Annotated in this window: 17 protein-coding genes, 2 tRNA genes, 2 rRNA genes and 1 riboswitch; of the genes, 7 read left to right on the plus strand and 14 right to left on the minus strand. The window is 56.0% G+C overall.

Annotated features, from left to right (window positions below):
• Positions 1-47: 47 nt before the first annotated feature.
• The 6 genes from LBF07_RS10790 to btuB form a co-directional block, all read right to left on the minus strand.
• Positions 48-2,952 (minus strand): 23S ribosomal RNA (locus tag LBF07_RS10790).
• A gap of 172 nt (positions 2,953-3,124) precedes the next feature.
• A tRNA-Ala gene (locus tag LBF07_RS10795) sits at positions 3,125-3,200 on the minus strand.
• A 42-nt stretch (positions 3,201-3,242) separates the two neighbouring features.
• Positions 3,243-3,319, minus strand: a tRNA-Ile gene (locus tag LBF07_RS10800).
• Between the two features lie 69 nt (positions 3,320-3,388).
• Positions 3,389-4,930, minus strand: a 16S ribosomal RNA gene (locus LBF07_RS10805).
• Together the 16S and 23S rRNA genes with 2 tRNA genes alongside form the textbook arrangement of a ribosomal RNA operon.
• 381 nt (positions 4,931-5,311) lie before the next feature.
• Entirely contained in the window at positions 5,312-6,163 is an 852-nt protein-coding gene (gene murI / locus LBF07_RS10810) for a glutamate racemase (RefSeq protein WP_023309660.1), read from the minus strand.
• Entirely contained in the window at positions 6,108-7,955 is a 1,848-nt protein-coding gene (btuB, locus tag LBF07_RS10815) for a TonB-dependent vitamin B12 receptor BtuB (protein WP_094935298.1), read from the minus strand. The genes murI and btuB overlap by 56 nt, the downstream gene beginning before the upstream one ends.
• Before the next feature lie 65 nt (positions 7,956-8,020).
• Positions 8,021-8,197: riboswitch (cobalamin riboswitch) on the minus strand.
• A gap of 104 nt (positions 8,198-8,301) precedes the next feature.
• On the opposite strand from btuB, the gene trmA reads away from it, so the two are divergent.
• A complete protein-coding gene (gene trmA / locus LBF07_RS10820; protein WP_094935297.1) occupies positions 8,302-9,402 on the plus strand; it encodes a tRNA (uridine(54)-C5)-methyltransferase TrmA in 1,101 nt (366 codons plus the stop codon).
• A gap of 80 nt (positions 9,403-9,482) precedes the next feature.
• On the opposite strand, the gene LBF07_RS10825 is transcribed toward trmA, so the two are convergent.
• Positions 9,483-9,842 (minus strand): YijD family membrane protein, encoded by a 360-nt coding sequence (locus LBF07_RS10825; protein WP_008501783.1) that lies wholly within the window; start codon positions 9,840-9,842, stop codon positions 9,483-9,485.
• A 9-nt stretch (positions 9,843-9,851) separates the two neighbouring features.
• A complete protein-coding gene (gene fabR, locus LBF07_RS10830; RefSeq protein ID WP_008501784.1) occupies positions 9,852-10,490 on the minus strand; it encodes an HTH-type transcriptional repressor FabR in 639 nt (212 codons plus the stop codon).
• A 196-nt stretch (positions 10,491-10,686) separates the two neighbouring features.
• Here fabR and sthA point away from each other — a divergent pair, with 196 nt between their 5' ends.
• A complete protein-coding gene (gene sthA, locus LBF07_RS10835; protein ID WP_008501785.1) occupies positions 10,687-12,087 on the plus strand; it encodes a Si-specific NAD(P)(+) transhydrogenase in 1,401 nt (466 codons plus the stop codon).
• Here the strand turns inward: sthA and oxyR are convergent.
• The 4 genes from oxyR to argC all read right to left on the minus strand — a co-directional run bounded on the left by oxyR (position 12,070) and on the right by argC (position 16,554).
• Positions 12,070-12,987 carry a DNA-binding transcriptional regulator OxyR gene (gene oxyR / locus LBF07_RS10840; RefSeq protein WP_023309664.1) on the minus strand — a complete coding sequence of 306 codons (918 nt, stop codon included), beginning with the start codon at positions 12,985-12,987 and terminating at the stop codon, positions 12,070-12,072. The two genes, sthA and oxyR, sit on opposite strands and share 18 nt — an antisense overlap.
• Positions 12,988-13,314: 327 nt before the next feature.
• Positions 13,315-14,688 (minus strand): argininosuccinate lyase, encoded by a 1,374-nt coding sequence (gene argH / locus LBF07_RS10845; protein ID WP_094935296.1) that lies wholly within the window; start codon positions 14,686-14,688, stop codon positions 13,315-13,317.
• Positions 14,689-14,766: 78 nt separating this feature from the next.
• Positions 14,767-15,543 carry an acetylglutamate kinase gene (argB, locus tag LBF07_RS10850; RefSeq protein WP_090420882.1) on the minus strand — a complete coding sequence of 259 codons (777 nt, stop codon included), beginning with the start codon at positions 15,541-15,543 and terminating at the stop codon, positions 14,767-14,769.
• Between the two features lie 6 nt (positions 15,544-15,549).
• Positions 15,550-16,554: an N-acetyl-gamma-glutamyl-phosphate reductase gene (gene argC, locus LBF07_RS10855; protein WP_032662767.1), complete on the minus strand. Its 1,005-nt coding sequence runs from the start codon at positions 16,552-16,554 to the stop codon at positions 15,550-15,552.
• Between the two features lie 88 nt (positions 16,555-16,642).
• On the opposite strand from argC, the gene argE reads away from it, so the two are divergent.
• The 5 genes from argE (at position 16,643) to LBF07_RS10880 (ending at position 23,483) form a co-directional block, all read left to right on the plus strand.
• Positions 16,643-17,794, plus strand: a complete 1,152-nt coding sequence (argE, locus tag LBF07_RS10860) for an acetylornithine deacetylase (protein WP_023309677.1) — start codon at positions 16,643-16,645, stop codon at positions 17,792-17,794.
• Between the two features lie 271 nt (positions 17,795-18,065).
• Complete coding sequence (gene ppc, locus LBF07_RS10865) at positions 18,066-20,717, plus strand: phosphoenolpyruvate carboxylase (RefSeq protein ID WP_023309665.1); 2,652 nt, start codon at positions 18,066-18,068, stop codon at positions 20,715-20,717.
• Between the two features lie 94 nt (positions 20,718-20,811).
• Complete coding sequence (locus tag LBF07_RS10870) at positions 20,812-21,576, plus strand: AraC family transcriptional regulator (RefSeq protein ID WP_094935295.1); 765 nt, start codon at positions 20,812-20,814, stop codon at positions 21,574-21,576.
• Between the two features lie 128 nt (positions 21,577-21,704).
• The gene (fsa, locus tag LBF07_RS10875; protein ID WP_094935294.1) at positions 21,705-22,367 is read left to right on the plus strand and encodes a fructose-6-phosphate aldolase; all 663 of its coding nucleotides are present in this window, start codon (positions 21,705-21,707) and stop codon (positions 22,365-22,367) included.
• A gap of 12 nt (positions 22,368-22,379) precedes the next feature.
• Positions 22,380-23,483: a glycerol dehydrogenase gene (locus tag LBF07_RS10880; protein WP_094935293.1), complete on the plus strand. Its 1,104-nt coding sequence runs from the start codon at positions 22,380-22,382 to the stop codon at positions 23,481-23,483.
• Positions 23,484-23,566: 83 nt separating this feature from the next.
• Here LBF07_RS10880 and katG read toward each other — a convergent pair whose 3' ends face one another.
• Complete coding sequence (katG, locus tag LBF07_RS10885; RefSeq protein ID WP_206462026.1) at positions 23,567-25,747, minus strand: catalase/peroxidase HPI; 2,181 nt, start codon at positions 25,745-25,747, stop codon at positions 23,567-23,569.
• Positions 25,748-25,894: 147 nt separating this feature from the next.
• Positions 25,895-26,782 (minus strand): methylenetetrahydrofolate reductase, encoded by an 888-nt coding sequence (metF, locus tag LBF07_RS10890; protein ID WP_033146931.1) that lies wholly within the window; start codon positions 26,780-26,782, stop codon positions 25,895-25,897.
• Positions 26,783-26,872: the final 90 nt, after the last annotated feature.

Here is a 26,872-nt window from a genome sequence, read left to right on the forward strand (position 1 = left end):
GGCTGAAAATCGTGTCTGTCTCTTCGCCGAAACAGCTTCGGCGTTGTAAGGTTAAGCCTCACGGTTCATTAGTATCGGTTAGCTCAACGCATCGCTGCGCTTACACACCCGACCTATCAACGTCGTAGTCTTCAACGTTCCTTCAGGACCCTTAAAGGGTCAGGGAGAACTCATCTCGGGGCAAGTTTCGTGCTTAGATGCTTTCAGCACTTATCTTTTCCGCATTTAGCTACCGGGCAGTGCCATTGGCATGACAACCCGAACACCAGTGATGCGTCCACTCCGGTCCTCTCGTACTAGGAGCAGCCCCCCTCAATTCTCCAGCGCCCACGGCAGATAGGGACCGAACTGTCTCACGACGTTCTAAACCCAGCTCGCGTACCACTTTAAATGGCGAACAGCCATACCCTTGGGACCTACTTCAGCCCCAGGATGTGATGAGCCGACATCGAGGTGCCAAACACCGCCGTCGATATGAACTCTTGGGCGGTATCAGCCTGTTATCCCCGGAGTACCTTTTATCCGTTGAGCGATGGCCCTTCCATTCAGAACCACCGGATCACTATGACCTGCTTTCGCACCTGCTCGAGCCGTCACTCTCGCAGTCAAGCTAGCTTATGCCATTGCACTAACCTCCTGATGTCCGACCAGGATTAGCTAACCTTCGTGCTCCTCCGTTACTCTTTGGGAGGAGACCGCCCCAGTCAAACTACCCACCAGACACTGTCCGCAACCCGGATTACGGGTCTACGTTAGAACACCAGCCATTAAAGGGTGGTATTTCAAGGTCGGCTCCACGCAGACTGGCGTCCACGCTTCAAAGCCTCCCACCTATCCTACACATCAAGGACCAGTGTTCAGTGTCAAGCTATAGTAAAGGTTCACGGGGTCTTTCCGTCTTGCCGCGGGTACACTGCATCTTCACAGCGAGTTCAATTTCACTGAGTCTCGGGTGGAGACAGCCTGGCCATCATTACGCCATTCGTGCAGGTCGGAACTTACCCGACAAGGAATTTCGCTACCTTAGGACCGTTATAGTTACGGCCGCCGTTTACCGGGGCTTCGATCAAGAGCTTCGCGTTGCCGCTAACCCCATCAATTAACCTTCCGGCACCGGGCAGGCGTCACACCGTATACGTCCACTTTCGTGTTTGCACAGTGCTGTGTTTTTAATAAACAGTTGCAGCCAGCTGGTATCTTCGACTGATTTCAGCTCCACCCGCAGGGGCTTCACCTACATATCAGCGTGCCTTCTCCCGAAGTTACGGCACCATTTTGCCTAGTTCCTTCACCCGAGTTCTCTCAAGCGCCTTGGTATTCTCTACCTGACCACCTGTGTCGGTTTGGGGTACGATTTGATGTTACCTGATGCTTAGAGGCTTTTCCTGGAAGCAGGGCATTTGTTACTTCAGCACCGTAGTGCCTCGTCATCACACCTCAGCGTTAAAAGGTACCGGATTTACCTGGAACCTCCGCCTACATGCTTAAACCGGGACAACCGTCGCCCGGCTAACATAGCCTTCTCCGTCCCCCCTTCGCAGTAACACCAAGTACAGGAATATTAACCTGTTTCCCATCGACTACGCCTTTCGGCCTCGCCTTAGGGGTCGACTCACCCTGCCCCGATTAACGTTGGACAGGAACCCTTGGTCTTCCGGCGAGCGGGCTTTTCACCCGCTTTATCGTTACTTATGTCAGCATTCGCACTTCTGATACCTCCAGCATGCCTCACAGCACACCTTCAACGGCTTACAGAACGCTCCCCTACCCAACAACGCATAAGCGTCGCTGCCGCAGCTTCGGTGCATGGTTTAGCCCCGTTACATCTTCCGCGCAGGCCGACTCGACCAGTGAGCTATTACGCTTTCTTTAAATGATGGCTGCTTCTAAGCCAACATCCTGGCTGTCTGTGCCTTCCCACATCGTTTCCCACTTAACCATGACTTTGGGACCTTAGCTGGCGGTCTGGGTTGTTTCCCTCTTCACGACGGACGTTAGCACCCGCCGTGTGTCTCCCGTGATAACATTCTTCGGTATTCGTAGTTTGCATCGGGTTGGTAAGCCGGGATGGCCCCCTAGCCGAAACAGTGCTCTACCCCCGAAGATGAGTTCACGAGGCGCTACCTAAATAGCTTTCGGGGAGAACCAGCTATCTCCCGGTTTGATTGGCCTTTCACCCCCAGCCACAAGTCATCCGCTAATTTTTCAACATTAGTCGGTTCGGTCCTCCAGTTAGTGTTACCCAACCTTCAACCTGCCCATGGCTAGATCACCGGGTTTCGGGTCTATACCCTGCAACTTAACGCCCAGTTAAGACTCGGTTTCCCTTCGGCTCCCCTATACGGTTAACCTTGCTACAGAATATAAGTCGCTGACCCATTATACAAAAGGTACGCAGTCACACCACAAGGGTGCTCCCACTGCTTGTACGTACACGGTTTCAGGTTCTTTTTCACTCCCCTCGCCGGGGTTCTTTTCGCCTTTCCCTCACGGTACTGGTTCACTATCGGTCAGTCAGGAGTATTTAGCCTTGGAGGATGGTCCCCCCATATTCAGACAGGATACCACGTGTCCCGCCCTACTCTTCGAGTTCACAACCTGTGTGCTTTCGTGTACGGGACTGTCACCCTGTTCCGTGCGACTTTCCAGACGCTTCCACTAACACACAAGCTGATTCAGACTCTGGGCTGCTCCCCGTTCGCTCGCCGCTACTGGGGGAATCTCGGTTGATTTCTTTTCCTCGGGGTACTTAGATGTTTCAGTTCCCCCGGTTCGCCTCGTTAACCTATGTATTCAGTTAACGATAGTGTGACGAATCACACTGGGTTTCCCCATTCGGACATCGCCGGGTCAAAGGTTCATATCACCTCGCCGGCGCTTTTCGCAGATTAGCACGTCCTTCATCGCCTCTGACTGCCAGGGCATCCACCGTGTACGCTTAGTCGCTTAACCTCACAACCCGAAGATGTTTCATCTTCTGATTGCGAAAATTTGAGAGACTCGAACACACCAATTAAGATGTGTCGTTTCAATTTTCAGCTTGATCCAGATTTTTAAAGAGCAAAACTTCGCAGTGCACCTTTTCAGGTTCACTCTGAAGTTTTCTTGTGTTCGCAGTAAAAGATGGTGGAGCTATGCGGGATCGAACCGCAGACCTCCTGCGTGCAAAGCAGGCGCTCTCCCAGCTGAGCTATAGCCCCATCGTTTATAATCTCTGTACCGCTCATCCTTTAAAAGGAGTTTGGTAGGCCTGAGTGGACTTGAACCACCGACCTCACCCTTATCAGGGGTGCGCTCTAACCACCTGAGCTACAAGCCTGCAGAGATTTTTACTGCTGTTTTTCATCAGACAATCTGTGTGGACACTACAAAGGCAGGTTCTTTAAGGTAAGGAGGTGATCCAACCGCAGGTTCCCCTACGGTTACCTTGTTACGACTTCACCCCAGTCATGAATCACAAAGTGGTAAGCGCCCTCCCGAAGGTTAAGCTACCTACTTCTTTTGCAACCCACTCCCATGGTGTGACGGGCGGTGTGTACAAGGCCCGGGAACGTATTCACCGTAGCATTCTGATCTACGATTACTAGCGATTCCGACTTCATGGAGTCGAGTTGCAGACTCCAATCCGGACTACGACGCACTTTATGAGGTCCGCTTGCTCTCGCGAGGTCGCTTCTCTTTGTATGCGCCATTGTAGCACGTGTGTAGCCCTACTCGTAAGGGCCATGATGACTTGACGTCATCCCCACCTTCCTCCAGTTTATCACTGGCAGTCTCCTTTGAGTTCCCGGCCTAACCGCTGGCAACAAAGGATAAGGGTTGCGCTCGTTGCGGGACTTAACCCAACATTTCACAACACGAGCTGACGACAGCCATGCAGCACCTGTCTCAGAGTTCCCGAAGGCACCAATCCATCTCTGGAAAGTTCTCTGGATGTCAAGAGTAGGTAAGGTTCTTCGCGTTGCATCGAATTAAACCACATGCTCCACCGCTTGTGCGGGCCCCCGTCAATTCATTTGAGTTTTAACCTTGCGGCCGTACTCCCCAGGCGGTCGACTTAACGCGTTAGCTCCGGAAGCCACGCCTCAAGGGCACAACCTCCAAGTCGACATCGTTTACGGCGTGGACTACCAGGGTATCTAATCCTGTTTGCTCCCCACGCTTTCGCACCTGAGCGTCAGTCTTTGTCCAGGGGGCCGCCTTCGCCACCGGTATTCCTCCAGATCTCTACGCATTTCACCGCTACACCTGGAATTCTACCCCCCTCTACAAGACTCTAGCCTGCCAGTTTCGAATGCAGTTCCCAGGTTGAGCCCGGGGATTTCACATCCGACTTGACAGACCGCCTGCGTGCGCTTTACGCCCAGTAATTCCGATTAACGCTTGCACCCTCCGTATTACCGCGGCTGCTGGCACGGAGTTAGCCGGTGCTTCTTCTGCGGGTAACGTCAATTGCTGTGGTTATTAACCACAACACCTTCCTCCCCGCTGAAAGTACTTTACAACCCGAAGGCCTTCTTCATACACGCGGCATGGCTGCATCAGGCTTGCGCCCATTGTGCAATATTCCCCACTGCTGCCTCCCGTAGGAGTCTGGACCGTGTCTCAGTTCCAGTGTGGCTGGTCATCCTCTCAGACCAGCTAGGGATCGTCGCCTAGGTGAGCCGTTACCCCACCTACTAGCTAATCCCATCTGGGCACATCTGATGGCAAGAGGCCCGAAGGTCCCCCTCTTTGGTCTTGCGACGTTATGCGGTATTAGCTACCGTTTCCAGTAGTTATCCCCCTCCATCAGGCAGTTTCCCAGACATTACTCACCCGTCCGCCGCTCGCCGGCAAAGTAGCAAGCTACTTTCCGCTGCCGCTCGACTTGCATGTGTTAGGCCTGCCGCCAGCGTTCAATCTGAGCCATGATCAAACTCTTCAATTTAAGTTTGATGCTCGTGAATTAAACTTCGTAATGAATTACGTATGTTCACTCAGAGACTTGGTATTCATTTTTCGTCTTGCGACGTTAAGAATCCATGTCACTTTGAGTGCCCACACAGATTGTCTGATAAATTGTTAAAGAGCAGTGCAACGCGGCTTTCGCTCACCGTTGCGAGGTCCCGTATATTACGTTTTCCTCATTCAGAGTCAAGCGATTATTTTTGCTTTTCTCTGCCGGCGTTCATCTCTGAACCCCGCTAACCCGGCGGCCTGTAAGCCGTTGTTCCGTGTCAGTGGAGGCGCATTATAGGGAGTTCTCAGACGTTGACAACCCCTCTTTTAAAAAAAACTTTCAACCGTCTCTTTTTTGCTCAAAACCGTGCTACAGCGCCAGTTTTTCGAGCGTTTCAAAGCCATAACGGCGTAAAACGGGTAAAAGTTGCTCAGTCTCTTTCGTGATGGCCATACAAAACGCGATATTCGCATCGGTAGATTTCGCATCCGGCGCTTCATGCTCCAGCAGCCAGGCCGTACGACGGGCGATAGCCGCACCGGAATCCACCAGGCGCGTCCCCTCCGGCAATACCTCTAATAGCTCTTCCTGTAATAGCGGGAAGTGAGTACAGCCCAGCACAACGGTATCCGGAGGCTCTGGCATCCGCAGCCACGGACGAAGAATACGACGCAGCTCGTCGAGTGATACCGCCTTTCCATGCAGCTTCGCTTCAGCCATCTCCACCAGCTCAGCCGAACCCAGCATCGCAATCTGGCATTCGTTGGCAAAACGGTCGATCAGTTCGCGGGTATAAGGACGCTTTACCGTGCCTCGCGTTGCCAGCAGACCCACAATGCCGTTCGCCGTCAGGCGCGCGGCTGGCTTTATTGCAGGAACGACGCCCACAACCGGGAACTGGAATTTTTCACGCAGGGCGGGAAGAGAAACGGTGCTCGCCGTATTACAGGCGATGACGGCCAGCGCAAGGGGATAGCGCTTTTGTACCGCGGTGACGATTTCAACCACACGCTCAACAATAAAATCTTCGCTCTTTTCCCCATACGGGAAAGCGACGTTATCGAAGGCGTAGATGTAATGGAGATCCGGCAGGAGATGCCGAATCTCATCATAGACCGAAAGCCCACCGACGCCGGAATCAAACACCAGCACGGTGGGACGCGGATTAGAAGGTGTAGCTGCCAGACAAGGTGTATTCCCGTCCTGCAGTTTGGTAGCCATAAACTGTCTCGTAATCTTTATCGAACAGGTTGGCTATTTTACCACGAACTGTGAGATGTGAGGTGACAGGATACGAAACTGCGACATCCCACAGGCTGACACCGCCCATTTTTACTTTCTCAGACGGATAAGCACCAAAGTCAGTGTCGTAACGCGTACCGAGATAGTGATAAGTCAGGCTCCAGTCGAAATCATAGATCTGCGTGTCGAGCTGATATTTCACCTGCTGTTTAGCACGACGGTCCAGAAGTTCGTTGGTTGCGGCATTGCGGGCATCCACATAATCGTAGCCAACAGTATGCGTCAACGGACCCGTATCAAACGATGCTGTCGCTTCCACACCTTTAATGCGCGCTTTACCGACGTTGTAATATTGCTGAAGGTTATTATCGAAGTCGATGAGATTATTGACGTCATTACGGTAGCCGGAGACGCGCCAGCTCACGCCGGCCGTCAGGCCTTCAAACGCACCTTCCCACTGCTTGCTCTCTTCGGGATCAAGATGGTCATTGCCATAGAAACCATAGAGTTGACCCAGATTCGGTGCTTTATAGGCCGTACCATAAGAAGCAACGAAGCGGTAACCCTCCACGAACTCCCAGGCCGCACTACTTTGCCAGGTGCCATGGCGACCGAACTGAGAGTTGTCATCGCTGCGAACCGCTCCTTCCAGAGTGAAGTCACCAAACTGCTGCAACCCGGTCAGGTAAACGCCGGTGTTACGCAGGTCGTAGCCGTTGGTCACGTAGTTTGTACCCGGCTCGGTGCTCTGCTTCTGCCAGTCAACGCCCGCGCCAATGTTTCCATGGCCAACATCAACGGAGTTCAGCCACTGGACGTTGTACTGCTTGATTTCATCCAGTGTGGCTGTCGAATCGTAGCGGCCCAAATTTGGGTCGTAGTTATAGTCCTTGCTGTGACTATAGCTGGTGAGCAGCTGTGAATGGAAGATGTCATCGTTGAAGCGCAATCCTGCATCCCAGGTCTGACTATAGAGCTGGCGGGTATCGACCAGTACGTCAGGGGTAAATGAACTGTAGTAACCGTCGTAGGCAGTACGGTTGCTATAGCCAAAGCCGCGAACAAATCCGCTCCACTGCTCCGAGAATGCGTGATCCACTGCACCATAGAGCGTTTTATTCATAAAGCCGTCGCGATCGGTCTGGGCAAGGCCACCATTGTTGCCGTCCGCAACCACATCAAACCCTTTGGTATAGGTGTAATCACCCGCAAGCGTGACGCGCGTGCTGTCGCCCAATGTTTGCTGAGTACTGCCGCCATAATTCTGGTAACCATGCGACCCTACACCTGCATTCAGCGTGGTACCGTCCTTCGCGCGAGTGGTAATAATGTTTACGACTCCGCCAATCGCGTCCGAGCCGTATACCGCCGAACGCGGTCCACGAACATATTCGATACGCTGCACCAGGGAGATCGGGAACTGGCTGAGATCGGACGACCCCGTAACGCCCGCCTGGTTAAGGCGGATCCCATCAACAAGGATCAGGACATGGCTGGAGTTGGTGCCACGTATAAAGAGAGAAGAGAGTTGCCCCATCCCGCCATTTTGCGCCGTATCCACGCCGGGCAGGCGACGCATAACATCAAGGACTGAGGTTGATTGCCAACGGTCAATATCGGCACGCGTAACAACGGAGGTTGCAGCCAGAATAGTTTTTTCAGGTTGTTCAAAACGATTTGCCGTCACCACCAACGAGTCGGCGCTATCCTGCGCCCAGCCCGAAAATGCCGTGACGGACAACGCCGTCAACAGCGATACTTTTTTAATCATTGTTAAAGCATCCACAATATAAGAAGGATGCCGCAGGCCTCATCGATAGCACGCGATGATGAAACCAAATGCGACGTGATCCCGGCAGGTCTTCGGGCTAGGTGGCTATATAAGGATGAAGACTTCCCATTTTCACAGTGTCTACAACACTCATCCCGCCAGACTTTACCGCTGCGCGTCAGCTCCAGATTTACACTGGATTCCCTTTTCACTCTCAGGAGACCGGAAACAGAATGCTACAATTAGACACGTATGGATGTCCAGACAGCTATTGCCCATTAAATCTGGACATCCCCTGAACAATGCCTACAATCCCCGCGTAATTCTTTATCATTCAGGACGCATCATGACCCCAGAACACCTCCCGACAGAACAGTACGACGCGCAGCTGGCAGAGAAAGTCGTCCGCCTGCAAAGTATGATGACGCCTTTCAACGCGCTCGTTCCCGAGGTGTTCCGCTCTCCCGTCAGCCACTACCGCATGCGCGCCGAGTTCCGCATCTGGCACGACGGCGACGACCTGTACCACATCATTTTCGATCAGCAGACGAAGTCCCGTATTCGCGTGGACAGCTTTCCGGCGGCGAGCGAGCTCATTAACCAGTTGATGACGCTGATAATGGACGGCGTGCGCAACAATCCGGTACTGCGTAACAAGCTGTTCCAGATTGACTACCTGACCACGCAAAGCAATCAGGCGATTGTCTCCCTGCTGTACCACAAAGCGCTCAATGACGAGTGGCGCGAGCAGGCAGAAGCGCTGCGCGATGCGCTGCGCGCGCAGAACATCAACGTTCACCTGATTGGCCGCGCGACAAAAACCAAAATCATGCTGGATCAGGACTACATCGACGAGCGCCTGCCGGTGGCAGGTAAAGAGATGGTGTATCGTCAGGTCGAGAACAGCTTTACCCAGCCAAACGCTGCGATGAACGTGCAGATGCTGGAGTGGGCGCTGAAGGCGACGGAAGGGTCAACGGGCGATCTGCTTGAGCTCTACTGCGGTAACGGCAACTTCTCGCTGGCGCTGGCGCGTAATTTCGATCGCGTTCTGGCAACGGAAATCGCCAAGCCGTCGGTGGCTGCCGCGCAGTACAACATCGCCGCTAACCATATCGATAACGTGCAGATCGTTCGTATGGCCGCGGAAGAGTTCACGCAGGCCATGAACGGCGTACGCCAGTTTAACCGCCTGGAAGGGATCGATTTGAAAAGCTACCAGTGTGAGACGATTTTTGTCGACCCGCCGCGCAGTGGACTGGACAGCGAAACCGAGAAGATGGTGCAGGCGTACCCGCGTATTTTGTACATCTCCTGTAACCCGGAGACGCTGTGCAAGAACCTCGAAACATTAGGCCAGACGCACAAGGTTGAACGTCTGGCGCTGTTCGATCAGTTCCCGTATACGCACCATATGGAGTGCGGCGTTTTACTTACCGCACGGTGATCTGTAGGCCGGATAAGCGTAGCGCCATCCGGCGTTTTTGGCAGGTGGCGCTTCGCTTACCTGCCCTACAAATAAATTCATTACTCCGGTAACTGGCTCTTACGGCTACGCATGCGCGAGCCAATCCAGAACACCAGCGCCACAGACAGTACCGCAGGGAAGAAGTTAGAGCCGATATCCGGATACTCCGCGCGAACCACCGTGCTATACAGCAATACGCCCAGAATAAAGCAGGCAGCGGCCAGCCCCGGTAACCCCACCGGCATGGTGCGGTTCAGGTAACGTTGATGCAGGCAGTAAACCGTCAGCACCAGCGCAATAAGCGGGAAAATCGAAAATGGAACAATTGAGCTAAAAATAGCGGCAAACGTACCATTAATGGATAAGCCAGCGATCAATGCCAGCAACAGCGTCCCTTTATCCTGACCTGACTGTTTCATTACTCACCTTCACTCTTCGGTTTGATGTGCCAGTTTCTCTTGTTCACGGCGATACCAGTAGTACGCGCCTTTGGAGATCATCCTGAGCTGCAATACCAGTCGCTCTTCGAGCTGCTTGCGTTGTTCAATGCTGACATCCAGCGCTTCGGCACCCGCGCTGAAAACAATCGTCACCATTGCCTCGGCCTGTGCTTCAGTAAACGCACGCGGCATATGGTTTTCGAGTTCAAGATAGTCGGCAAGTTCCGCGATGAAGTGCTGAATTTCACGCGCGACGGCGGCACGAAACGCCGCCGATGTGCCCGAACGCTCGCGCAGAAGCAGACGAAACGCGTTGGGGTTATTGCCGATAAATTCCATAAAGGTCGATACGGAGGTGCGGATCACGCTACCCCCTTTGGCGATACGCTGACGCGCCTGGCGCATCAGCTGGCGCAGCATCAGACCGCTCTCGTCGACCATGGTCAGGCCCAGTTCATCCACATCACGGAAATGACGATAGAAGGACGTTGGCGCAATCCCGGCCTCGCGTGCGACTTCGCGCAGGCTCAAACTGGCAAAACTCCGCTCAGCACTCAGTTGACTGAATGCGGCTTCCACCAGCGAACGCCGGGTTTTCTCTTTTTGTTGTGCTCTTACGCCCATCACGATAGTTGAATCCTTCCAAAGGCCTGATGGCACTATACCAGAGAATAAAATTAATCTGTTTGCCTGGCTTTGTGAATGATTGTTTACGTGCGGTTTGTGCTCCACTGCCCGAAAAAAGCACAACGATAATTGGGTTACTCTGGCAATGATGTTATGATTCTGTTGCTTTTATGTATAAGAACAGGTAAGCCTTACCATGCCACATTCCTACGATTACGACGCAATAGTTATTGGTTCCGGCCCCGGCGGCGAAGGTGCTGCTATGGGTCTGGTGAAACAGGGAGCCAGAGTAGCGGTCATCGAGCGCTACCATAATGTCGGCGGCGGTTGCACCCACTGGGGCACCATCCCTTCGAAAGCCCTCCGCCACGCCGTTAGCCGCATTATCGAATTTAACCAGAACCCTCTTTACAGCGACCACTCCCGACTTCTTCGTTCATCCTTTGCTGACATCCTGAATCACGCGGATACCGTTATTAACCAGCAGACACGCATGCGTCAGGGATTTTATGAGCGTAATCACTGTGAAATTTTGCAGGGCAACGCGCATTTTGTGGATGAACACACCCTGGCACTCGAATGCCACGACGGTTCGGTTGAAACCATCACGGCTGAAAAATTTGTGATCGCCTGCGGCTCACGCCCTTACCATCCGGCCGACGTGGACTTCTCGCATCCGCGCGTTTACGACAGCGACTCGATTCTGAGCCTGCACCATGAGCCTCGCCACGTCATTATCTATGGCGCAGGGGTCATTGGTTGCGAATATGCGTCGATCTTCCGCGGAATGGACGTCAAAGTTGACCTGATCAACACTCGTGACCGCCTGCTGGCGTTCCTGGATCAGGAGATGTCGGACTCTCTCTCCTACCACTTCTGGAACAGCGGCGTGGTGATTCGCCACAACGAAGAGTACGAGAAGATCGAAGGCTGCGACGACGGGGTGATCATGCACCTGAAGTCCGGTAAGAAGCTGAAAGCAGACTGTCTGCTGTACGCCAACGGTCGTACCGGCAACACCGATTCACTGCAGCTGGAAAATATCGGGCTTGAAACCGACAGCCGCGGTCAGCTGAAGGTCAACAGCATGTATCAGACCGCCCTGCCGCACGTTTACGCGGTCGGCGACGTGATTGGCTACCCAAGCCTGGCCTCAGCCGCTTACGACCAGGGACGCATCGCCGCACAGGCGCTGGTAAAAGGCGAAGCGACGGCGCACCTGATCGAAGATATTCCGACGGGGATCTATACCATCCCGGAAATCAGTTCAGTCGGGAAAACCGAGCAGCAGCTGACGTCAATGAAGGTGCCTTACGAGGTGGGACGTGCCCAGTTTAAACATCTGGCGCGGGCGCAAATCGTGGGGATGAGCGTGGGAACGCTGAAGATCCTGTTCCATCGCGAAACGAAAGAGATCCTCGGCATTCACTGCTTTGGTGAACGCGCGGCGGAAATCATTCATATCGGCCAGGCGATAATGGAGCAGAAAGGCGGTGGTAACACCATTGAGTACTTCGTTAACACCACCTTTAACTACCCGACCATGGCGGAAGCCTATCGGGTAGCCGCGCTGAACGGCTTAAACCGCCTGTTTTAACGCGCTGTCAAAATGGCCATCCATCGAACCACGGATGGCCTCTGCCAGCTGCTCATAGCGGCTGCGCAGCGGTGAACCCGGACGATACACCAGGCCGATAGTGCGACGCGGCTCCGGCTTAATGCACGGCAGATAAACCACGCCATCACGCTTACGCTCGCGCGGCACGGCCAGCGCAGGCAGCAGCGTAATACCGCTTCCCGCCGCGACCATATTACGCAGCGTTTCCAGGCTGGTTGCGCGGAAATGGGTATCCTCATCCGCACCCGCTTCGAAGCAAAAGCCCATCGCCTGATCGCGCAGGCAGTGGCCATCTTCCAGCATCAGCAGCTTTTCACCGGCCAGATCGGCCATCGGTACGCGATCGCGGTTCGCCCACGGGTGATCTTCATAGATCGCCAGCATCATCGGCTCATCGAACAGCGGCACTTCAATAAAGGCTTCACTCTCTTTCACCAGCGCCAGAATGGCGCAGTCGAGCTTGCCGCTGTCTAACTGCGCCAGCAGCTGATGGGTTTGCGCTTCATGCAGGTACATTTCGAGTTTCGGGAACGTCTGGTGCAGCATCGGAATGATGTGCGGCAACAGGTACGGGCCAACGGTTGGGATCAGGCCGATATGCAGCGGGCCGGACATCGCCTCCCCCTGCTGGCTTGCCATTTCCTTGAGCACTTTGACCTCGCGCAGCACGGTGCGCGCCTGATCCACCAGCAGAAGACCTGCCTGTGTGAACAGAACCTTACGACTGGTGCGCTCCAGCAGCATCACGCCCAGCTCGTCTTCCAGCTTGCGGATCTGACCGCTCAGCGTGGGCTGGCTGACGTGGCAGGAATCTGCCGCGCGGCGAAAGTGACGATGCTCGGCTAACGCTACCAGGTATTCAAGATCACGAATATTCATTATTCATCCTCCGTCGCCACGATAGTTCATGGCGATAGATAGCATAGCAACGAACGATTATCCCTATCAAGCATTCTGTTGAATAATACACCACATAGACGAGGCGGCACGTGTTTGACCCTTGACGTCCCCGCACCGTCAGCGAGTTTCTCTCAAAACTCGAACAACTAAAGCCAACGTGAACTTTTGCGGACCCCGTGGTCCGCTTTTTTTTTGCGTAAAAAAGCCCGGGGATAAAAGCAAAATGGCAACCGAAGTTGCCATTTTTAGTGTTTGCTCCCTCTCCCCGTGGGAGAGGGCCGGGGTGAGGACACCAGCCCGCACGGTTCAAACCAACCGGTTTTTCGCATCCGCTATCGCCTGCGCCACCTGCTTCGGCGACACGCCGCCTTTCGCGGCACGTTTATCCAGGCAAGACTGCAGCGCAAGGATCGGATACACATCATCCCCGATAACCGCGCTGAACTTCTGCAGGTCGGCCAGCGCCAGATCTTCCAGTGGTTTACCCTGACGAATGGCTTCCACCACCGCTTCACCCACAATGTGGTGCGCTTCACGGAAAGGTACGCCTTTCGCCACCAGATAATCCGCCAGTTCGGTAGAGTTCGCATAGCCCTGCTGCGCCGCTTCCTGGCAGCGCGGACGTTTCACCTGAATGCCGTCCAGCACCAGGGCGCCCATATGCAGACAGTCCAGCCAGGTGTCGAGCGCGTCGAACAGCCCTTCTTTGTCTTCCTGCATGTCTTTGTTATACGCCAGCGGCAACCCTTTCAGGGTCATCATCATGCCGGTCAGCGCGCCCTGCACGCGGCCACATTTGCCGCGGATCAGCTCCAGCGCGTCCGGGTTTTTCTTCTGCGGCATCAGGGAGGAGCCTGAGGTCACGCGGTCGGAGAGCTCGACGAAGCCCGCTTCGCCAGAGTTAAAGAAGATCAGGTCTTCGGCAAAGCGCGACAGATGCACCATTCCGATAGACGCATTGGAGAGCAGCTCCAGCACGTGGTCGCGGTCGGACACGCTGTCCAGGCTGTTACGGGTGGCGGAAGCAAAGCCCAGCCAGCCTGCCAGCTGTTCACGGTCGATTTCATACGCCGTACCGGCCAGCGCGCCGCTGCCCAGCGGGCTGACGTCCAGACGCTTCAGGGTATCCTGCAGACGGCTTTCGTCACGCGCCAGCATCTCGACGTAGGCCAGACACCAGTGAGCGAAGGTCACCGGTTGGGCGCGCTGCAGGTGGGTATAACCCGGCATCACCGCGTCCTGGTTGTTCTGCGCGGTCTCTACCAGCGCGCTCTGCAGCTGACGGTTAGCCGCCAGCAGTTCGCCAACGGTATCTTTGCACCACAGCTTAAGATCGGTGGCAACCTGGTCGTTACGGCTGCGGCCGGTATGCAGCTTTTTACCCAGCTGGCCGACTTTGTCGATAAGTTTACCTTCCACCCAGCTGTGAATATCTTCAGCATCGCTTTCGAGGATCTGCTGCGGGTTAAGACGCACCTCTTCCAGCAGATTGTTCAGCGCTTCTTCCAGCTGTAATTGTTCATCTGCGGTCAGTACGCCCACCGTCACCAGCGCCCTGGACCAGGCCACAGAGCCGACAATATCCTCCTCGGCCAGGCGGTAGTCGAAGCGCAAAGAGTCGTTGAACTGTTTGAACCGCTGATCCGCTGCCTGTGTAAAACGCCCACCCCAAAGTGCCATAACATGCTTCCTTAAATATCTTTGAATTTCATTGCCCGGTGGCGCTGCGCTTACCGGGCCTACAAAACATTAAATCGATTACGCCAGAATACGCGTGCCAATCGGCGTGCCGTTAAACAGCGCCGGCAGTTGTTCCGCGTGACGCCAGGAGGCGATATCCACCGGGCGGCCCAGCGTGCGTGCGGCATCCAGCGCGGCGTTCACTTTGACGATCATGCCGTCGGTAATAATGCCCTGGGCAATCAGCTGCTCGGCTTTCTCAGCCGTCATTTCCGCAATGCGCTGGCCTTTGCCGTCCAGAATGCCGCTCACGTCGGAGAGCAGGATCAGATCCGCACCCAGCGTTGCCGCCAGTGCCGTCGCCGCCTGGTCAGCGTTGACGTTCATCAGCTCGCCCTCTTCGGTCACGCCGATAGAGCTCACCACCGGCAGGAAACCTCCTTCCAGCAGCGTGTTAATCAGCTTAGGCGAACCCGGCTGCGCCAGTCCAACGTGGCCGAGCTCTTCGTCGAGCTGGGTCACTTTTACGCTGTCGCCATCGCCCAGATAGAGGCCGACGGACGCGATGTGGTGTTTCTTCGCCCACGCCAGCAGCGTTTTGTTCGCCGTACCCGCCAGCGCACCGGTAATGATGTCAATCTGGTCAGCAGGCGTGACGCGCAGGCCGTTCTTCTTTTTCACCGGCAGGTTGAGCCCTTTCATCAGCTCATCCACCACGCAGCCGCCGCCGTGGACAATCACCAGCGGACGCTGGTGTGATTCGCGATAGTTCACCAGCGCGGTAAACAGACGCTCCAGCGCTTCTTCGCTGTCCAGCAGTACACCACCGAGTTTGATAATTAATGGGTTCATCATCACACCTTAAATAAGAGCCTGCGTTTCCGGGAAACCGAAACGAATATTTGCACACTGCATTGCCTGTGCGGCAGCGCCTTTGAGTAAGTTATCTTCTGCGGCGACAACGATGAGATGCTCGCCCTGCACGGCAAAGCCGATGTCGCAGAACGGCAGGCCGACCACGTTTTTCAGCGCCGGCACGCCTTTATCGTACAGGCGCACCAGCGGTTTATCCGCATACGCCTGCGTGAAGGCCTCGTTCACCTGCTCTTTGGTCACGCCCGGCTTCAGGCGGCAGGTAATGGTTTCGAGGATCCCGCGCGGGAAGCTGCCCAGATGCGGCGTGAAAATGACGTCCGCGCCCAGATGCGTCGTGATTTCAGGGTGATGACGGTGATTAAACACGCCATACGGCTGAAGGCTCACTTCGCAGAAGCTGTTGGAGATAGCGGCCTTGCGTCCTGCACCGCTCACGCCGCTAGTGGCGTTGATCACCGGCCACTGGCTCAGATCCAGCAGGCCTGCGTCGATCAGCGGCTTCAGGGAAAGCTGCGCCGCCGTCGGGTAGCAGCCCGGAACGGCAATCAGGTCCGCTTCTTTCAGTTTATCTGCGCTCCACTCCGCCAGGCCGTACACCGCTTTTTCCAGCAGATCCGGATGCTGATGGGTGAAACCGTAATATTTTTCGTAAAACGCACCGTCGTTCACGCGGAACGCGCCGGAAAGGTCGAAGACCACGCAGCCAGCCGCCAGGAACTGCGGCGCCAGGTCGTGGCTGACCTCGTGCGCGGTGGCTAAAAACACCACGTCGACGCCGTCGGTAAACTCGCTGATGTCAGACATGGGCTGCAGCGGCAGATCGACAAGACCCTTAAGCTGCGGATGCAAATCGGAAATTAACTTTCCTGCATCATTGCTTTGCGCTGACACGGTCAAAGCGGTTATGGTCATATGTGGATGGCGATTCACGTAGCTTACAAGCTCTGCGCCCGCATAACCGCTAGCGCCTACAATCAGCGTATTCAACATCGGGTTCCTTTATGCTCAACGTTAATGTATTTTTATTCACATTTATTGCATGAATATTGATACTATCACGACCTAAGGTGTGTCAACAATGAAAATGAACTTACCGCCATTTATCGAGATCTACCGCGCCCTGATTGCCACTCCGTCCATCAGCGCAACGGAAGAAGCGCTGGATCAGAGCAATGAGTCTTTAATCAATCTGCTGGCGGGTTGGTTTAGCGATCTTGGGTTTAACGTTGAGGTTCAACCCGTTCCCGGAACACGCCACAAATTTAACCTGCTCGCCAGCACCGGAACCGGTGCGGGCGGCCTGCTGCTGGCCGGCCATACCGACACCGTGCCGTTTGACGATGGCCGCTGGACGCGCGATCCGTTCACCCTGACCGAGCACGACAACAAGCTCTATGGTCTGGGCACCGCCGACATGAAAGGCTTCTTCGCCTTTATCCTCGACGCGCTGCGTGACGTGGACGTGACGAAGCTGAAAAAACCGCTCTACATCCTGGCGACCGCCGACGAAGAAACCAGCATGGCGGGCGCGCGCTACTTCTCTGAAAACACGTCGATTCGCCCGGATTGCGCGATCATCGGCGAGCCGACGTCTCTGCAGCCGATCCGCGCGCATAAAGGCCATATCTCTACGGCCGTGCGCGTGCTGGGTCAGTCCGGCCACTCCAGCGACCCGGCGCGCGGCGTGAACGCCATCGAGCTGATGCATGACGCCATCGGCCGCATCATGACCCTGCGCGACGATCTGAAAGAGCGCTACCACTACGACGCGTTCACCGTGCCGTATCCGACGCTGAACCTCGGCAGCCTGCATGGCGGCGATGCCTCCAACCGTATCTGCGCCTGCTGCGAACTGCATATGGACATCCGCCCGCTGCCGGGCATGACGCTGAGCGATCTCGACGGCCTGCTGAATGAAGCGCTGGCTCCGGTGAGCGAGCGCTGGCCGGGCCGCCTGACGGTCTCCGAACTGCATCCGCCGATCCCGGGTTACGAATGCCCGCCGGATCATCAGCTGGTTGAAGTGGTGGAAAAGCTGCTCGGTGAGAAAACCGACGTGGTGAACTACTGCACCGAAGCGCCGTTTATTCAGACGCTTTGCCCTACGCTGGTCCTGGGCCCCGGCTCCATCAACCAGGCCCACCAGCCGGATGAATATCTGGAAACCCGCTTCATCAAGCCAACCCGCGAACTGATTACCCAGGTTGTGCATCACTTCTGCTGGCATTAAAACCGCACCGAAGAGTCCCCTCTCCCAGTGGGAGAGGGTCAGGGTGAGGCCAACAAATCGCATGATCTCCGTCACATTCCCATTAGCATCTCTTATCTGACGCAATGCGAATTAAATTTCGTAAATTGCCCGCATTTATTCGTTTGCTGAACCGTTTTCGCAGCAATTGACGACGGGGGTTTTACGTGGCTTTATAAAGGGAGATGACAAAATAATGTCCAGATGATTTTCGCCTGGGCATAAACAAAAATGATGGGGTGACTGGGTTTTTATGAACGAACAATATTCCGCGTTGCGTAGTAATGTCAGTATGCTCGGCAAAGTGCTTGGAGATACCATCAAAGACGCGTTGGGGGAGAACATCCTCGACCGCGTTGAAACCATCCGCAAGCTGTCTAAATCTTCCCGTGCCGGTAACGAGGCCAGTCGTCAGGAGCTGCTCACCACCTTGCAGAACCTCTCTAACGATGAGCTGCTGCCCGTTGCACGCGCATTCAGCCAGTTCCTGAACCTGGCTAACACCGCTGAGCAATACCACAGCATTTCGCCAAACGGCGAAGCGGCAAGCAACCCGGAAGTCATTGCCCGCACCCTGCGTAAACTGAAAGACCAGCCAGACCTCAACGAAGCCACCATCAAAAAAGCGGTGGAGTCGCTTTCGCTGGAGCTGGTGCTGACCGCACACCCCACTGAAATTACCCGTCGCACCCTGATCCACAAAATGGTGGAAGTGAACAACTGTCTGAAGCAGTTGGATAACAAAGACATTGCCGACTACGAACGTAACCAGCTGATGCGCCGTCTGCGCCAGCTGATTGCCCAGTCCTGGCACACCGATGAAATTCGTAAGCATCGTCCAAGCCCGGTCGACGAAGCCAAATGGGGCTTTGCGGTGGTGGAAAACAGCCTGTGGGAAGGGGTGCCTAACTATCTGCGCGAGCTGAACGAACAGCTGGAAGAGAACCTCGGCTACCGCCTGCCGGTCGACTTCGTTCCGGTCCGCTTCACCTCCTGGATGGGCGGCGACCGCGACGGCAACCCGAACGTGACCGCGGAAATTACCCGTCACGTCCTGCTGCTGAGCCGCTGGAAAGCGACCGACCTGTTCCTGAAAGACATTCAGGTGCTGATCTCCGAGCTGTCGATGGTTGAAGCGACGCCGGAACTGCGCGCGCTGGCCGGAGAAGAAGGCGCCAGCGAGCCGTACCGTTTCCTGATGAAGAAACTGCGTGGTCAGCTGATGGCCACTCAGGCCTGGCTGGAAGCGCGTCTGAAAGGTCAGCGCCTGCCAAAACCAGAAGGTCTGCTCAGCCAGAACGAACAGCTCTGGGAGCCGCTGTATGCCTGTTATAAATCACTGCAGGCCTGCGGGATGGGCATCATCGCTAACGGCGAACTGCTCGACACCCTGCGCCGCGTGAAGTGTTTCGGCGTGCCGCTGGTGCGTATCGACGTACGTCAGGAAAGTACCCGTCATACCGAAGCGCTGGGCGAACTGACCCGCTATCTCGGCATCGGCGACTATGAAAGCTGGTCCGAAGCCGACAAACAGGCCTTCCTGATCCGCGAGCTGAACTCGAAGCGCCCTCTGCTGCCGCGCAACTGGGAGCCAAGCAACGAAACCCGCGAAGTGCTCAACACCTGTAAAGCGATCGTGGACGCACCGAAAGGATCGGTGGCCGCCTATGTGATCTCCATGGCGAAGACCCCGTCCGACGTGCTGGGCGTTCACCTTCTGCTGAAAGAAGCGGGAATCGACTACGCCCTGCCGGTCGCCCCGCTGTTTGAGACCCTCGACGACCTGAACAACGCCAACGACGTCATGACCCAGCTGCTGAATATCGACTGGTACCGCGGCTTTATTCAGGGCAAACAGATGGTGATGATTGGCTATTCCGACTCCGCGAAAGATGCGGGCGTGATGGCGGCATCCTGGGCGCAGTATCAGGCGCAGGACGCACTGATCAAAACCTGCGAGAAAGCCGGTATTGAGCTGACCCTGTTCCACGGACGCGGTGGCTCGATTGGCCGTGGCGGCGCACCTGCACACGCAGCGCTGCTTTCACAGCCGCCGGGAAGCCTGAAAGGCGGCCTGCGCGTCACCGAGCAGGGCGAGATGATCCGCTTCAAGTACGGTCTGCCGGAAGTGACCATCAGCAGCCTGTCGCTCTACACCAGCGCTATCCTGGAAGCAAACCTGCTGCCACCGCCGGAGCCGAAAGCATCCTGGTGCCATATCATGGACGAGCTGTCTGATATCTCCTGCGATCTGTACCGCGGCTACGTGCGTGAAAACAAAGATTTCGTTCCTTACTTCCGCTCGGCAACGCCTGAGCAGGAGCTGGGTAAACTGCCGCTGGGCTCACGTCCTGCGAAGCGTCGCCCGACCGGTGGCGTAGAGTCTCTGCGCGCGATCCCGTGGATCTTCGCCTGGACGCAGAACCGTTTGATGCTGCCCGCCTGGCTGGGTGCCGGTGCCGCGCTGCAAAAAGTGGTGGAAGACGGTAAACAGAACGAACTGGAAACCATGTGCCGCGACTGGCCGTTCTTCTCTACCCGTCTGGGCATGCTGGAGATGGTCTTTTCGAAAGCTGACCTGTGGCTGGCGGAATACTACGACCAGCGTCTGGTGAAACCAGAGCTGTGGGCGCTGGGTAAAGAGCTGCGCGAACTGCTGGAAGGCGACATTAAAGTGGTACTCGACATCGCCAACGACTCACATCTGATGGCGGACCTGCCGTGGATTGCCGAGTCTATTCAGCTGCGTAACATCTACACCGACCCGCTGAACGTCCTGCAGGCAGAGCTGCTGCACCGTTCGCGTCTGGCGGAAGAAGAAGGTAAAGAGCCGGATCCGCGCGTTGAACAGGCGCTGATGGTGACGATTGCGGGCGTTGCTGCGGGTATGCGTAACACCGGCTAATACTCTATGCCCGGCGGCGCCGCGCTTGCCCGGACCTGTGACTGGTAGGCCGGGTAAGCGTTAGCGCCACCCGGCACATTTCGGTAGTCTTCTCATGCATTCCGATATCACCCGAATTTTGGCAGACCTGGTAAACCGCACGCTACCGCTGGGCCAGATTCATTTCTCAGCGCTGTCTGAACAGCATTCCCGAACATCTCCCTGCCTCGTCATTACCCTTGATGCCCCCTGTGAGGCGATATTTTCATCCTTTGGACACTTAACGCATCCATCGTCTAACGCCCTGAGCATGCATTTCGGTAAGCAGCTGCTGACTATCGAGTTACAGCATGACAATACGCTTGTGCAGCAGCTCCAGGTTGCCCGCCGCGGTCCGCGAACGGGTGCTTTTCTTCTGCAGACGCTAACCGAATTACAGATGCAGCCGGATGAGCAAGAGACCGCGATACTGGTGGTATTAAGCTTGCTCAGCCACTGCCGGGATCTGCTTGGCAGCGACATCCACACCGCCAGCCGCAGCCGCGCCCTGTTTGAGGCCATTCGCCGCTTCATCGAAGAACATCACGCTTCGGCGTTAACCCGTGAATCCGTCGCGCAGGCGTTCTACGTCTCGCCGAACTACCTTTCCCACCTCTTTCAGAAGATTGGCAACGTGGGGTTCAATGAATACCTGACGCAAACGCGACTCGAACACGCGCGCCAGCTGCTGAAAGGCTACGATCTTAAAATCAAAGATATCGCCGCACGCTGTGGGTTTACAGACAGCAATTACTTCTGCCGTCTCTTTCGCAAGCACACCGAACGCTCTCCTTCCGAATATCGTCGCCAGTATCACAGCGAGCTGACCGCCAAAAAATAGCATTGTGATCGCTCTCGCACTTCGCTAAGGACATTACATTTGTCCAGTATTTGGCAAAATTGGCCTGTATCCGCCCTGCCTGCCCGCGCCTTATCCTTTGTTCAACCTTTCTGACTTAAGGAAAAATAATGGAACTGTACCTGGATACCGCCAACGTGGCGGAAGTTGAACGCCTGGCGCGCGTTTTCCCCATTGCGGGCGTCACCACCAATCCGAGCATCGTTGCCGCCAGCCGTGAATCCATCTGGGACGTGCTGCCGCGTCTGCAAAAAGCCATCGGGCCGGAAGGCACGCTGTTTGCTCAAACCATGAGCCGCGATGCCGAAGGGATGGTGGCGGAGGCCAAACGTCTGAGTAACGCCGTCCCGGGCATCGTGGTGAAAATCCCGGTGACGGCTCAGGGGCTCATCGCGATTAAGGCGTTGAAAAAAGAAGGGATAGCCACGCTGGGGACCGCCGTTTACAGCGCGGCACAGGGCCTGCTCGCCGCGCTGGCAGGCGCGAAATATGTCGCGCCGTATGTAAACCGCGTAGACGCTCAGGGCGGTGACGGCATTCGCATGGTCCAGGAGCTGCAATCCCTGCTGGAACTGCACGCGCCGGAAAGCAGAGTGCTGGCCGCCAGCTTCAAAACGCCGCGGCAGGCGCTGGACTGCCTGCTGGCGGGATGCGAGGCAATCACGCTTCCCTTAGACGTAGCGCAACAAATGCTCGGCACGCCAGCGGTAGAGTCAGCCATAGAGAAGTTCGAGCAGGACTGGAAAAACGCGTTTGGTAACCTCAACCTCTAAGGGAGAACTGTTATGGACCGTATCATTCAATCGCCGGGAAAATATATCCAGGGCGCTGATGTGCTTACCCGTCTCGGCGACTATCTGAAACCCCTGGCCAATCGCTGGCTGGTTGTCGGCGATAAATTTGTGCTGGGTTTTGCCGAAGAGACCCTGCGCCAGAGTTTTAAAAAAGCCGAACTGCACGCCGAAATAGCGCCGTTTGGCGGCGAATGTTCACAAAATGAAATCGATCGCCTGAAAAAACTGGCCGACAGCGCCGACTGCCTGGCAGTGCTGGGTATCGGCGGCGGTAAAACGCTGGATACCGCCAAAGCGCTGGCCCATTTTATGGACGTACCCGTCGCCATTGCGCCAACAATCGCCTCCACCGATGCGCCGTGCAGCGCCCTTTCCGTCATTTACACCGACAGCGGTGAGTTCGATCGCTACCTGATGCTGCCGCACAACCCGAACATGGTAATCGTCGATACCAAAGTGGTAGCGGGCGCGCCGGCACGCCTGCTGGCCGCCGGGATTGGCGATGCGCTGGCAACCTGGTTTGAAGCACGCGCCTGCTCGCGCAGCGGCGCGAGCACCATGGCGGGCGGCAAATGTACGCAGGCTGCACTCGCGCTGGCCGAGCTGTGCTACAACACGCTGGTTGAAGAGGGTGAAAAAGCCATGCTGGCCGCGGAACAGCATATGGTTACACCGGCGCTGGAACGCATTATCGAAGCCAACACCTATCTCAGCGGCGTAGGCTTTGAAAGCGGCGGGCTGGCGGCGGCACACGCTATTCATAACGGAATGACGGCGGTACCGGACGCGCACCACTTCTATCACGGTGAAAAAGTAGCGTTTGGCACGCTGACGCAGCTGGTGCTGGAAAACGCGCCGGTAGAAGAAATAGAGACCGTCGCGGCGCTTTGTCACAGCGTTGGGTTGCCGATTACGCTGGCGCAGCTGAACATCAAAGAGGATATTCCGGCCAAAATGCGTTTGATCGCGGAAGCCTCCTGTGCCGAAGGGGAAACTATCCACAACATGCCCGGCGGCGTAACGCCGGATCAGGTATATGCGGCGCTGCTGGTGGCCGACCAGTATGGGCAGCGGTTCCTGCAGGAGTGGGAGTAAATAGCGTGAATAAAAATCCCCGCAACAGCGGGGATTTTTTTGCCCGTAGGCCGGGTAAGCCTTAGCGCCACCCGGCAAAAGGGTTACTGCAGGTCGAACCGATCCAGATCCATTACCTTCGCCCATGCGGCAACGAAGTCGCGGACGAACTTCTCGCTGGCATCGCTGCTGGCATAAACCTCTGCCAGCGCGCGCAGGACGGCGTTAGAACCGAAGACCAGATCGGCGCGGGTGGCGGTGTATTTCACTTCACCGCTGGCGCGATCGCTTCCGGCAAACAGTTCATTAGATTCGTCGGTTGCCTTCCACTGGGTGTTCATGTCCAGCAGATTCACGAAGAAATCGTTGCTCAGCACGCCCTCGCGGTCGGTAAACACGCCATTCTTGCCGCCATCAAAGTTTGCACCCAGCACGCGCAGGCCACCGATCAGCACCGTCAGTTCAGGCGCGGTCAGCGTCAGCTGCTGGGCTTTGTCGATCAGCAGTGACTCAGTGGTGGACACATCCACCTGCGCACGGTAGTTGCGGAAGCCGTCGGCAATCGGTTCGAGCAGGTTAAACATCTCGATATCCGTCTGATCCTGACGCGCATCCACGCGCCCTGGCGTAAACGGAACGTTGACGTAAACGCCTGCCGCTTTCGCCGCCTGCTCAACGCCCACGACGCCCGCCAGCACGATGATATCGGCCAGAGAGGCTTTGTTGGTGGTGCGCTGGATAGCTTCCAGAGCCGGCAACGCGCGAACCGCTACGGCGTTCACATCCCAGTCGCGCTGAGGAGCCAGCGCCAGACGCGCGCCGTTGGCGCCGCCGCGCTTGTCGCCGCCGCGGAAGGTCGACGCTGACGCCCACGCAACGGAAACCAGTTCGCTCACGGAGAGGCCAGAGGCAGCGATTTCCGCCTTCAGGCTTTCAATGTCTTCTTTCGACGGATTGAACACCGCCTGCGGCAGCGGGTCCTGCCAGATCAGATCTTCTTTCGGCACTTCCGGGCCAAGGTAACGCGATTTTGGCCCCATATCGCGGTGGGTCAGCTTGTACCACGCGCGCGCGAAGGCTTCGTTGAAGGCCTGCGGATCGTTCAGGAAGCGGCGGGAAATTTTCTCGAATTCCGGGTCAAAACGCAGCGTCAGGTCGGTGACCAGCATGGTAGGTTTGCGTTTTTTCGACGGGTCGAACGGGTCAGGCATGATTTCCGGCGCATCCACGGCTTCAAACTGAATCGCACCCGCCGGGCTGCGGGTCTGCACCCATTCGTATTTGAACAGGTTCTCGAAGAAGTAGTTGCTCCACTGGGTCGGAGTTTGCGACCAGATAACTTCCAGACCAGAGGTAATGGCATCTGCGCCAATTCCCGTGCCGTGCGTGCTGGCCCAGCCCAGGCCCTGCGCTTCAATCGGCGAGGCTTCCGGGTCGGTGCCGACGTGCGTGGCTTCACCCGCGCCGTGGGTTTTGCCGAGGGTGTGGCCGCCCGCGATCAGCGCAACGGTCTCTTCGTCGTTCATCCCCATGTTGCCGAAGGTGGCACGAATGGCCGCCGCAGCAGACAGAGGTTCACCGCTGGCGTTTGGCCCTTCCGGGTTCACATAAATCAGGCCCATTTCGGTGGCGGCCAGCGGTCGCTTCGCCAGCGCCTCCGGGTCACGGTGGGTTAGCCAGGCTTTTTCATCACCCCAGTTCACGTCCAGGTCTGGTTCCCAGACGTCTTCACGCCCGGCACCGAAACCAAACGTACGGAAGCCGGAGTTCTCCAGCGCCACGTTACCCGCAAGGATAAACAGGTCGGCCCAGGAAATTTTTTGGCCGTATTTTTGCTTGATTGGCCACAGCAGACGGCGCGCCTTATCCAGGCTCACGTTATCCGGCCAGGAGTTCAGCGGCGCAAAGCGCTGTTGACCGCGGCCTGCGCCACCGCGCCCGTCAACGGAGCGATAGGTACCCGCGCCGTGCCAGGCCATACGGATAAACAGGCCCGCATAGCTGCCCCAGTCGGCAGGCCACCACGGTTGAGAGTCGGTTAAAAGGGCTTTGAGGTCGCCTTTAAGGGCGGAGTAATCAAGTTTGCTGAATTCTTTGCGGTAGTCGAAGTCTTCACCCAGCGGGTTAGAACGATTGGAATGTTGGTTAAGAAGATCGATGCGGAGTTGTTTTGGCCACCAGTCGCGGCTGCCTGTACCTGCCCCCGCGCTGTGATCGACGCCGCCCTGGTGGAACGGGCATTTGCCGACCGATGCCGCTTTATTGGTCTCGTCTGACGTGCTCATCGCTATGCTCCCTTTTACAGTGTTACCGTTACGATATACACCACTAGCAATAAGTTATAGTTGAATTAATCCACAGATTCGATAGCTAATACCTTTTAACTATTCGCGTAACTAAAAAGCCCTCGTAATACGAGGGCTTTGTGCTTATTACGCCGGACGAACGCCCAGCGTATGGCAAATGGCGTAGCTCATCTCCGCGCGGTTCAGCGTATAGAAGTGGAAATCTTTCACCCCTTCACGGCTTAAAATTTTCACCATGTCCATCGCGATATTGGCCCCCACCAGCTTGCGGGTTTCCGGGTCATCGTCCAGCCCTTCGTACATTTTGGACATCCACAGCGGAATGCGGACATTGGTCATATCGGCGAACTTCTTCGCCTGTTTGAAGTTAGAGACCGGCAGAATGCCCGGGATAATTTCAACGTCGATGCCCGCGGAGACGCAGCGGTCACGGAAACGCAGGTAGCTTTCCACATCAAAGAAGAACTGGGTAATGGCGCGGTTCGCGCCGGCGTCCACTTTACGCCTGAGGTTCAGCAGATCGGCCTGGGCGCTTTTCGCTTCCGGATGCACCTCAGGATAAGCGGCAACGGAGATATCAAAATCAGCCACCTCTTTCAGCAGCGCGACCAGATCGGCGGCATACATGTCCGGCTTACCGCTGCCCGGCGGCAGGTCACCGCGCAGAGCGACGATATGACGAATGCCGTTATTCCAGTAATCCTGGGCGATGGCCCGCAGCTCGTCGCGGGTCGCGTCGATACAGGTGAGGTGCGGCGCCGCTTCCAGACCGGTACGATCTTTGATGCCTTTAATGATGCTGTGCGTACGGTCACGCTCGCCGGAGTTAGCACCGTAAGTCACGGAGACGAACTTCGGCTTCAGGCTGCTGAGACGATCGATAGAGCTCCACAGAGTTTGCTCCATTTCACTGGTGCGCGGCGGGAAAAATTCAAAAGAGACGTTAATCTGGCCGTTTACTTCGGCCAGGCTCTGATTCAGTGCTTCCCGCTGGTTGGCGTGAAAAAAGCTCATACCTTACCTCTATCAATCGCATGTCGTTATTTGTTGTGTTGTGAACTTCTATACGTTTAGACGTCCAGATGTAAAAATGACGGAAAAGCG

This window comes from Enterobacter cloacae complex sp. ECL352, assembly GCF_020149545.1.
In the GTDB taxonomy this organism is placed as follows: domain Bacteria; phylum Pseudomonadota; class Gammaproteobacteria; order Enterobacterales; family Enterobacteriaceae; genus Enterobacter; species Enterobacter asburiae_B.

Bases quoted from the DNA above. Each gene is read 5' to 3' on its own strand.
- argC (WP_032662767.1), bottom strand. From the start codon at position 16,554: ATGTTGAATACGCTGATTGTAGGCGCTAGCGGTTATGCGGGCGCAGAG.
- argE (WP_023309677.1), top strand. From the start codon at position 16,643: ATGAAAATGAACTTACCGCCATTTATCGAGATCTACCGCGCCCTGATT.
- fsa (WP_094935294.1), top strand. From the start codon at position 21,705: ATGGAACTGTACCTGGATACCGCCAACGTGGCGGAAGTTGAACGCCTG.
- LBF07_RS10825 (WP_008501783.1), bottom strand. From the start codon at position 9,842: ATGAAACAGTCAGGTCAGGATAAAGGGACGCTGTTGCTGGCATTGATC.
- argB (WP_090420882.1), bottom strand. From the start codon at position 15,543: ATGATGAACCCATTAATTATCAAACTCGGTGGTGTACTGCTGGACAGC.
- oxyR (WP_023309664.1), bottom strand. From the start codon at position 12,987: ATGAATATTCGTGATCTTGAATACCTGGTAGCGTTAGCCGAGCATCGT.
- sthA (WP_008501785.1), top strand. From the start codon at position 10,687: ATGCCACATTCCTACGATTACGACGCAATAGTTATTGGTTCCGGCCCC.
- murI (WP_023309660.1), bottom strand. From the start codon at position 6,163: ATGGCTACCAAACTGCAGGACGGGAATACACCTTGTCTGGCAGCTACA.
- ppc (WP_023309665.1), top strand. From the start codon at position 18,066: ATGAACGAACAATATTCCGCGTTGCGTAGTAATGTCAGTATGCTCGGC.
- trmA (WP_094935297.1), top strand. From the start codon at position 8,302: ATGACCCCAGAACACCTCCCGACAGAACAGTACGACGCGCAGCTGGCA.
- katG (WP_206462026.1), bottom strand. From the start codon at position 25,747: ATGAGCACGTCAGACGAGACCAATAAAGCGGCATCGGTCGGCAAATGC.
- metF (WP_033146931.1), bottom strand. From the start codon at position 26,782: ATGAGCTTTTTTCACGCCAACCAGCGGGAAGCACTGAATCAGAGCCTG.
- LBF07_RS10880 (WP_094935293.1), top strand. From the start codon at position 22,380: ATGGACCGTATCATTCAATCGCCGGGAAAATATATCCAGGGCGCTGAT.
- btuB (WP_094935298.1), bottom strand. From the start codon at position 7,955: ATGATTAAAAAAGTATCGCTGTTGACGGCGTTGTCCGTCACGGCATTT.
- argH (WP_094935296.1), bottom strand. From the start codon at position 14,688: ATGGCACTTTGGGGTGGGCGTTTTACACAGGCAGCGGATCAGCGGTTC.
- LBF07_RS10870 (WP_094935295.1), top strand. From the start codon at position 20,812: ATGCATTCCGATATCACCCGAATTTTGGCAGACCTGGTAAACCGCACG.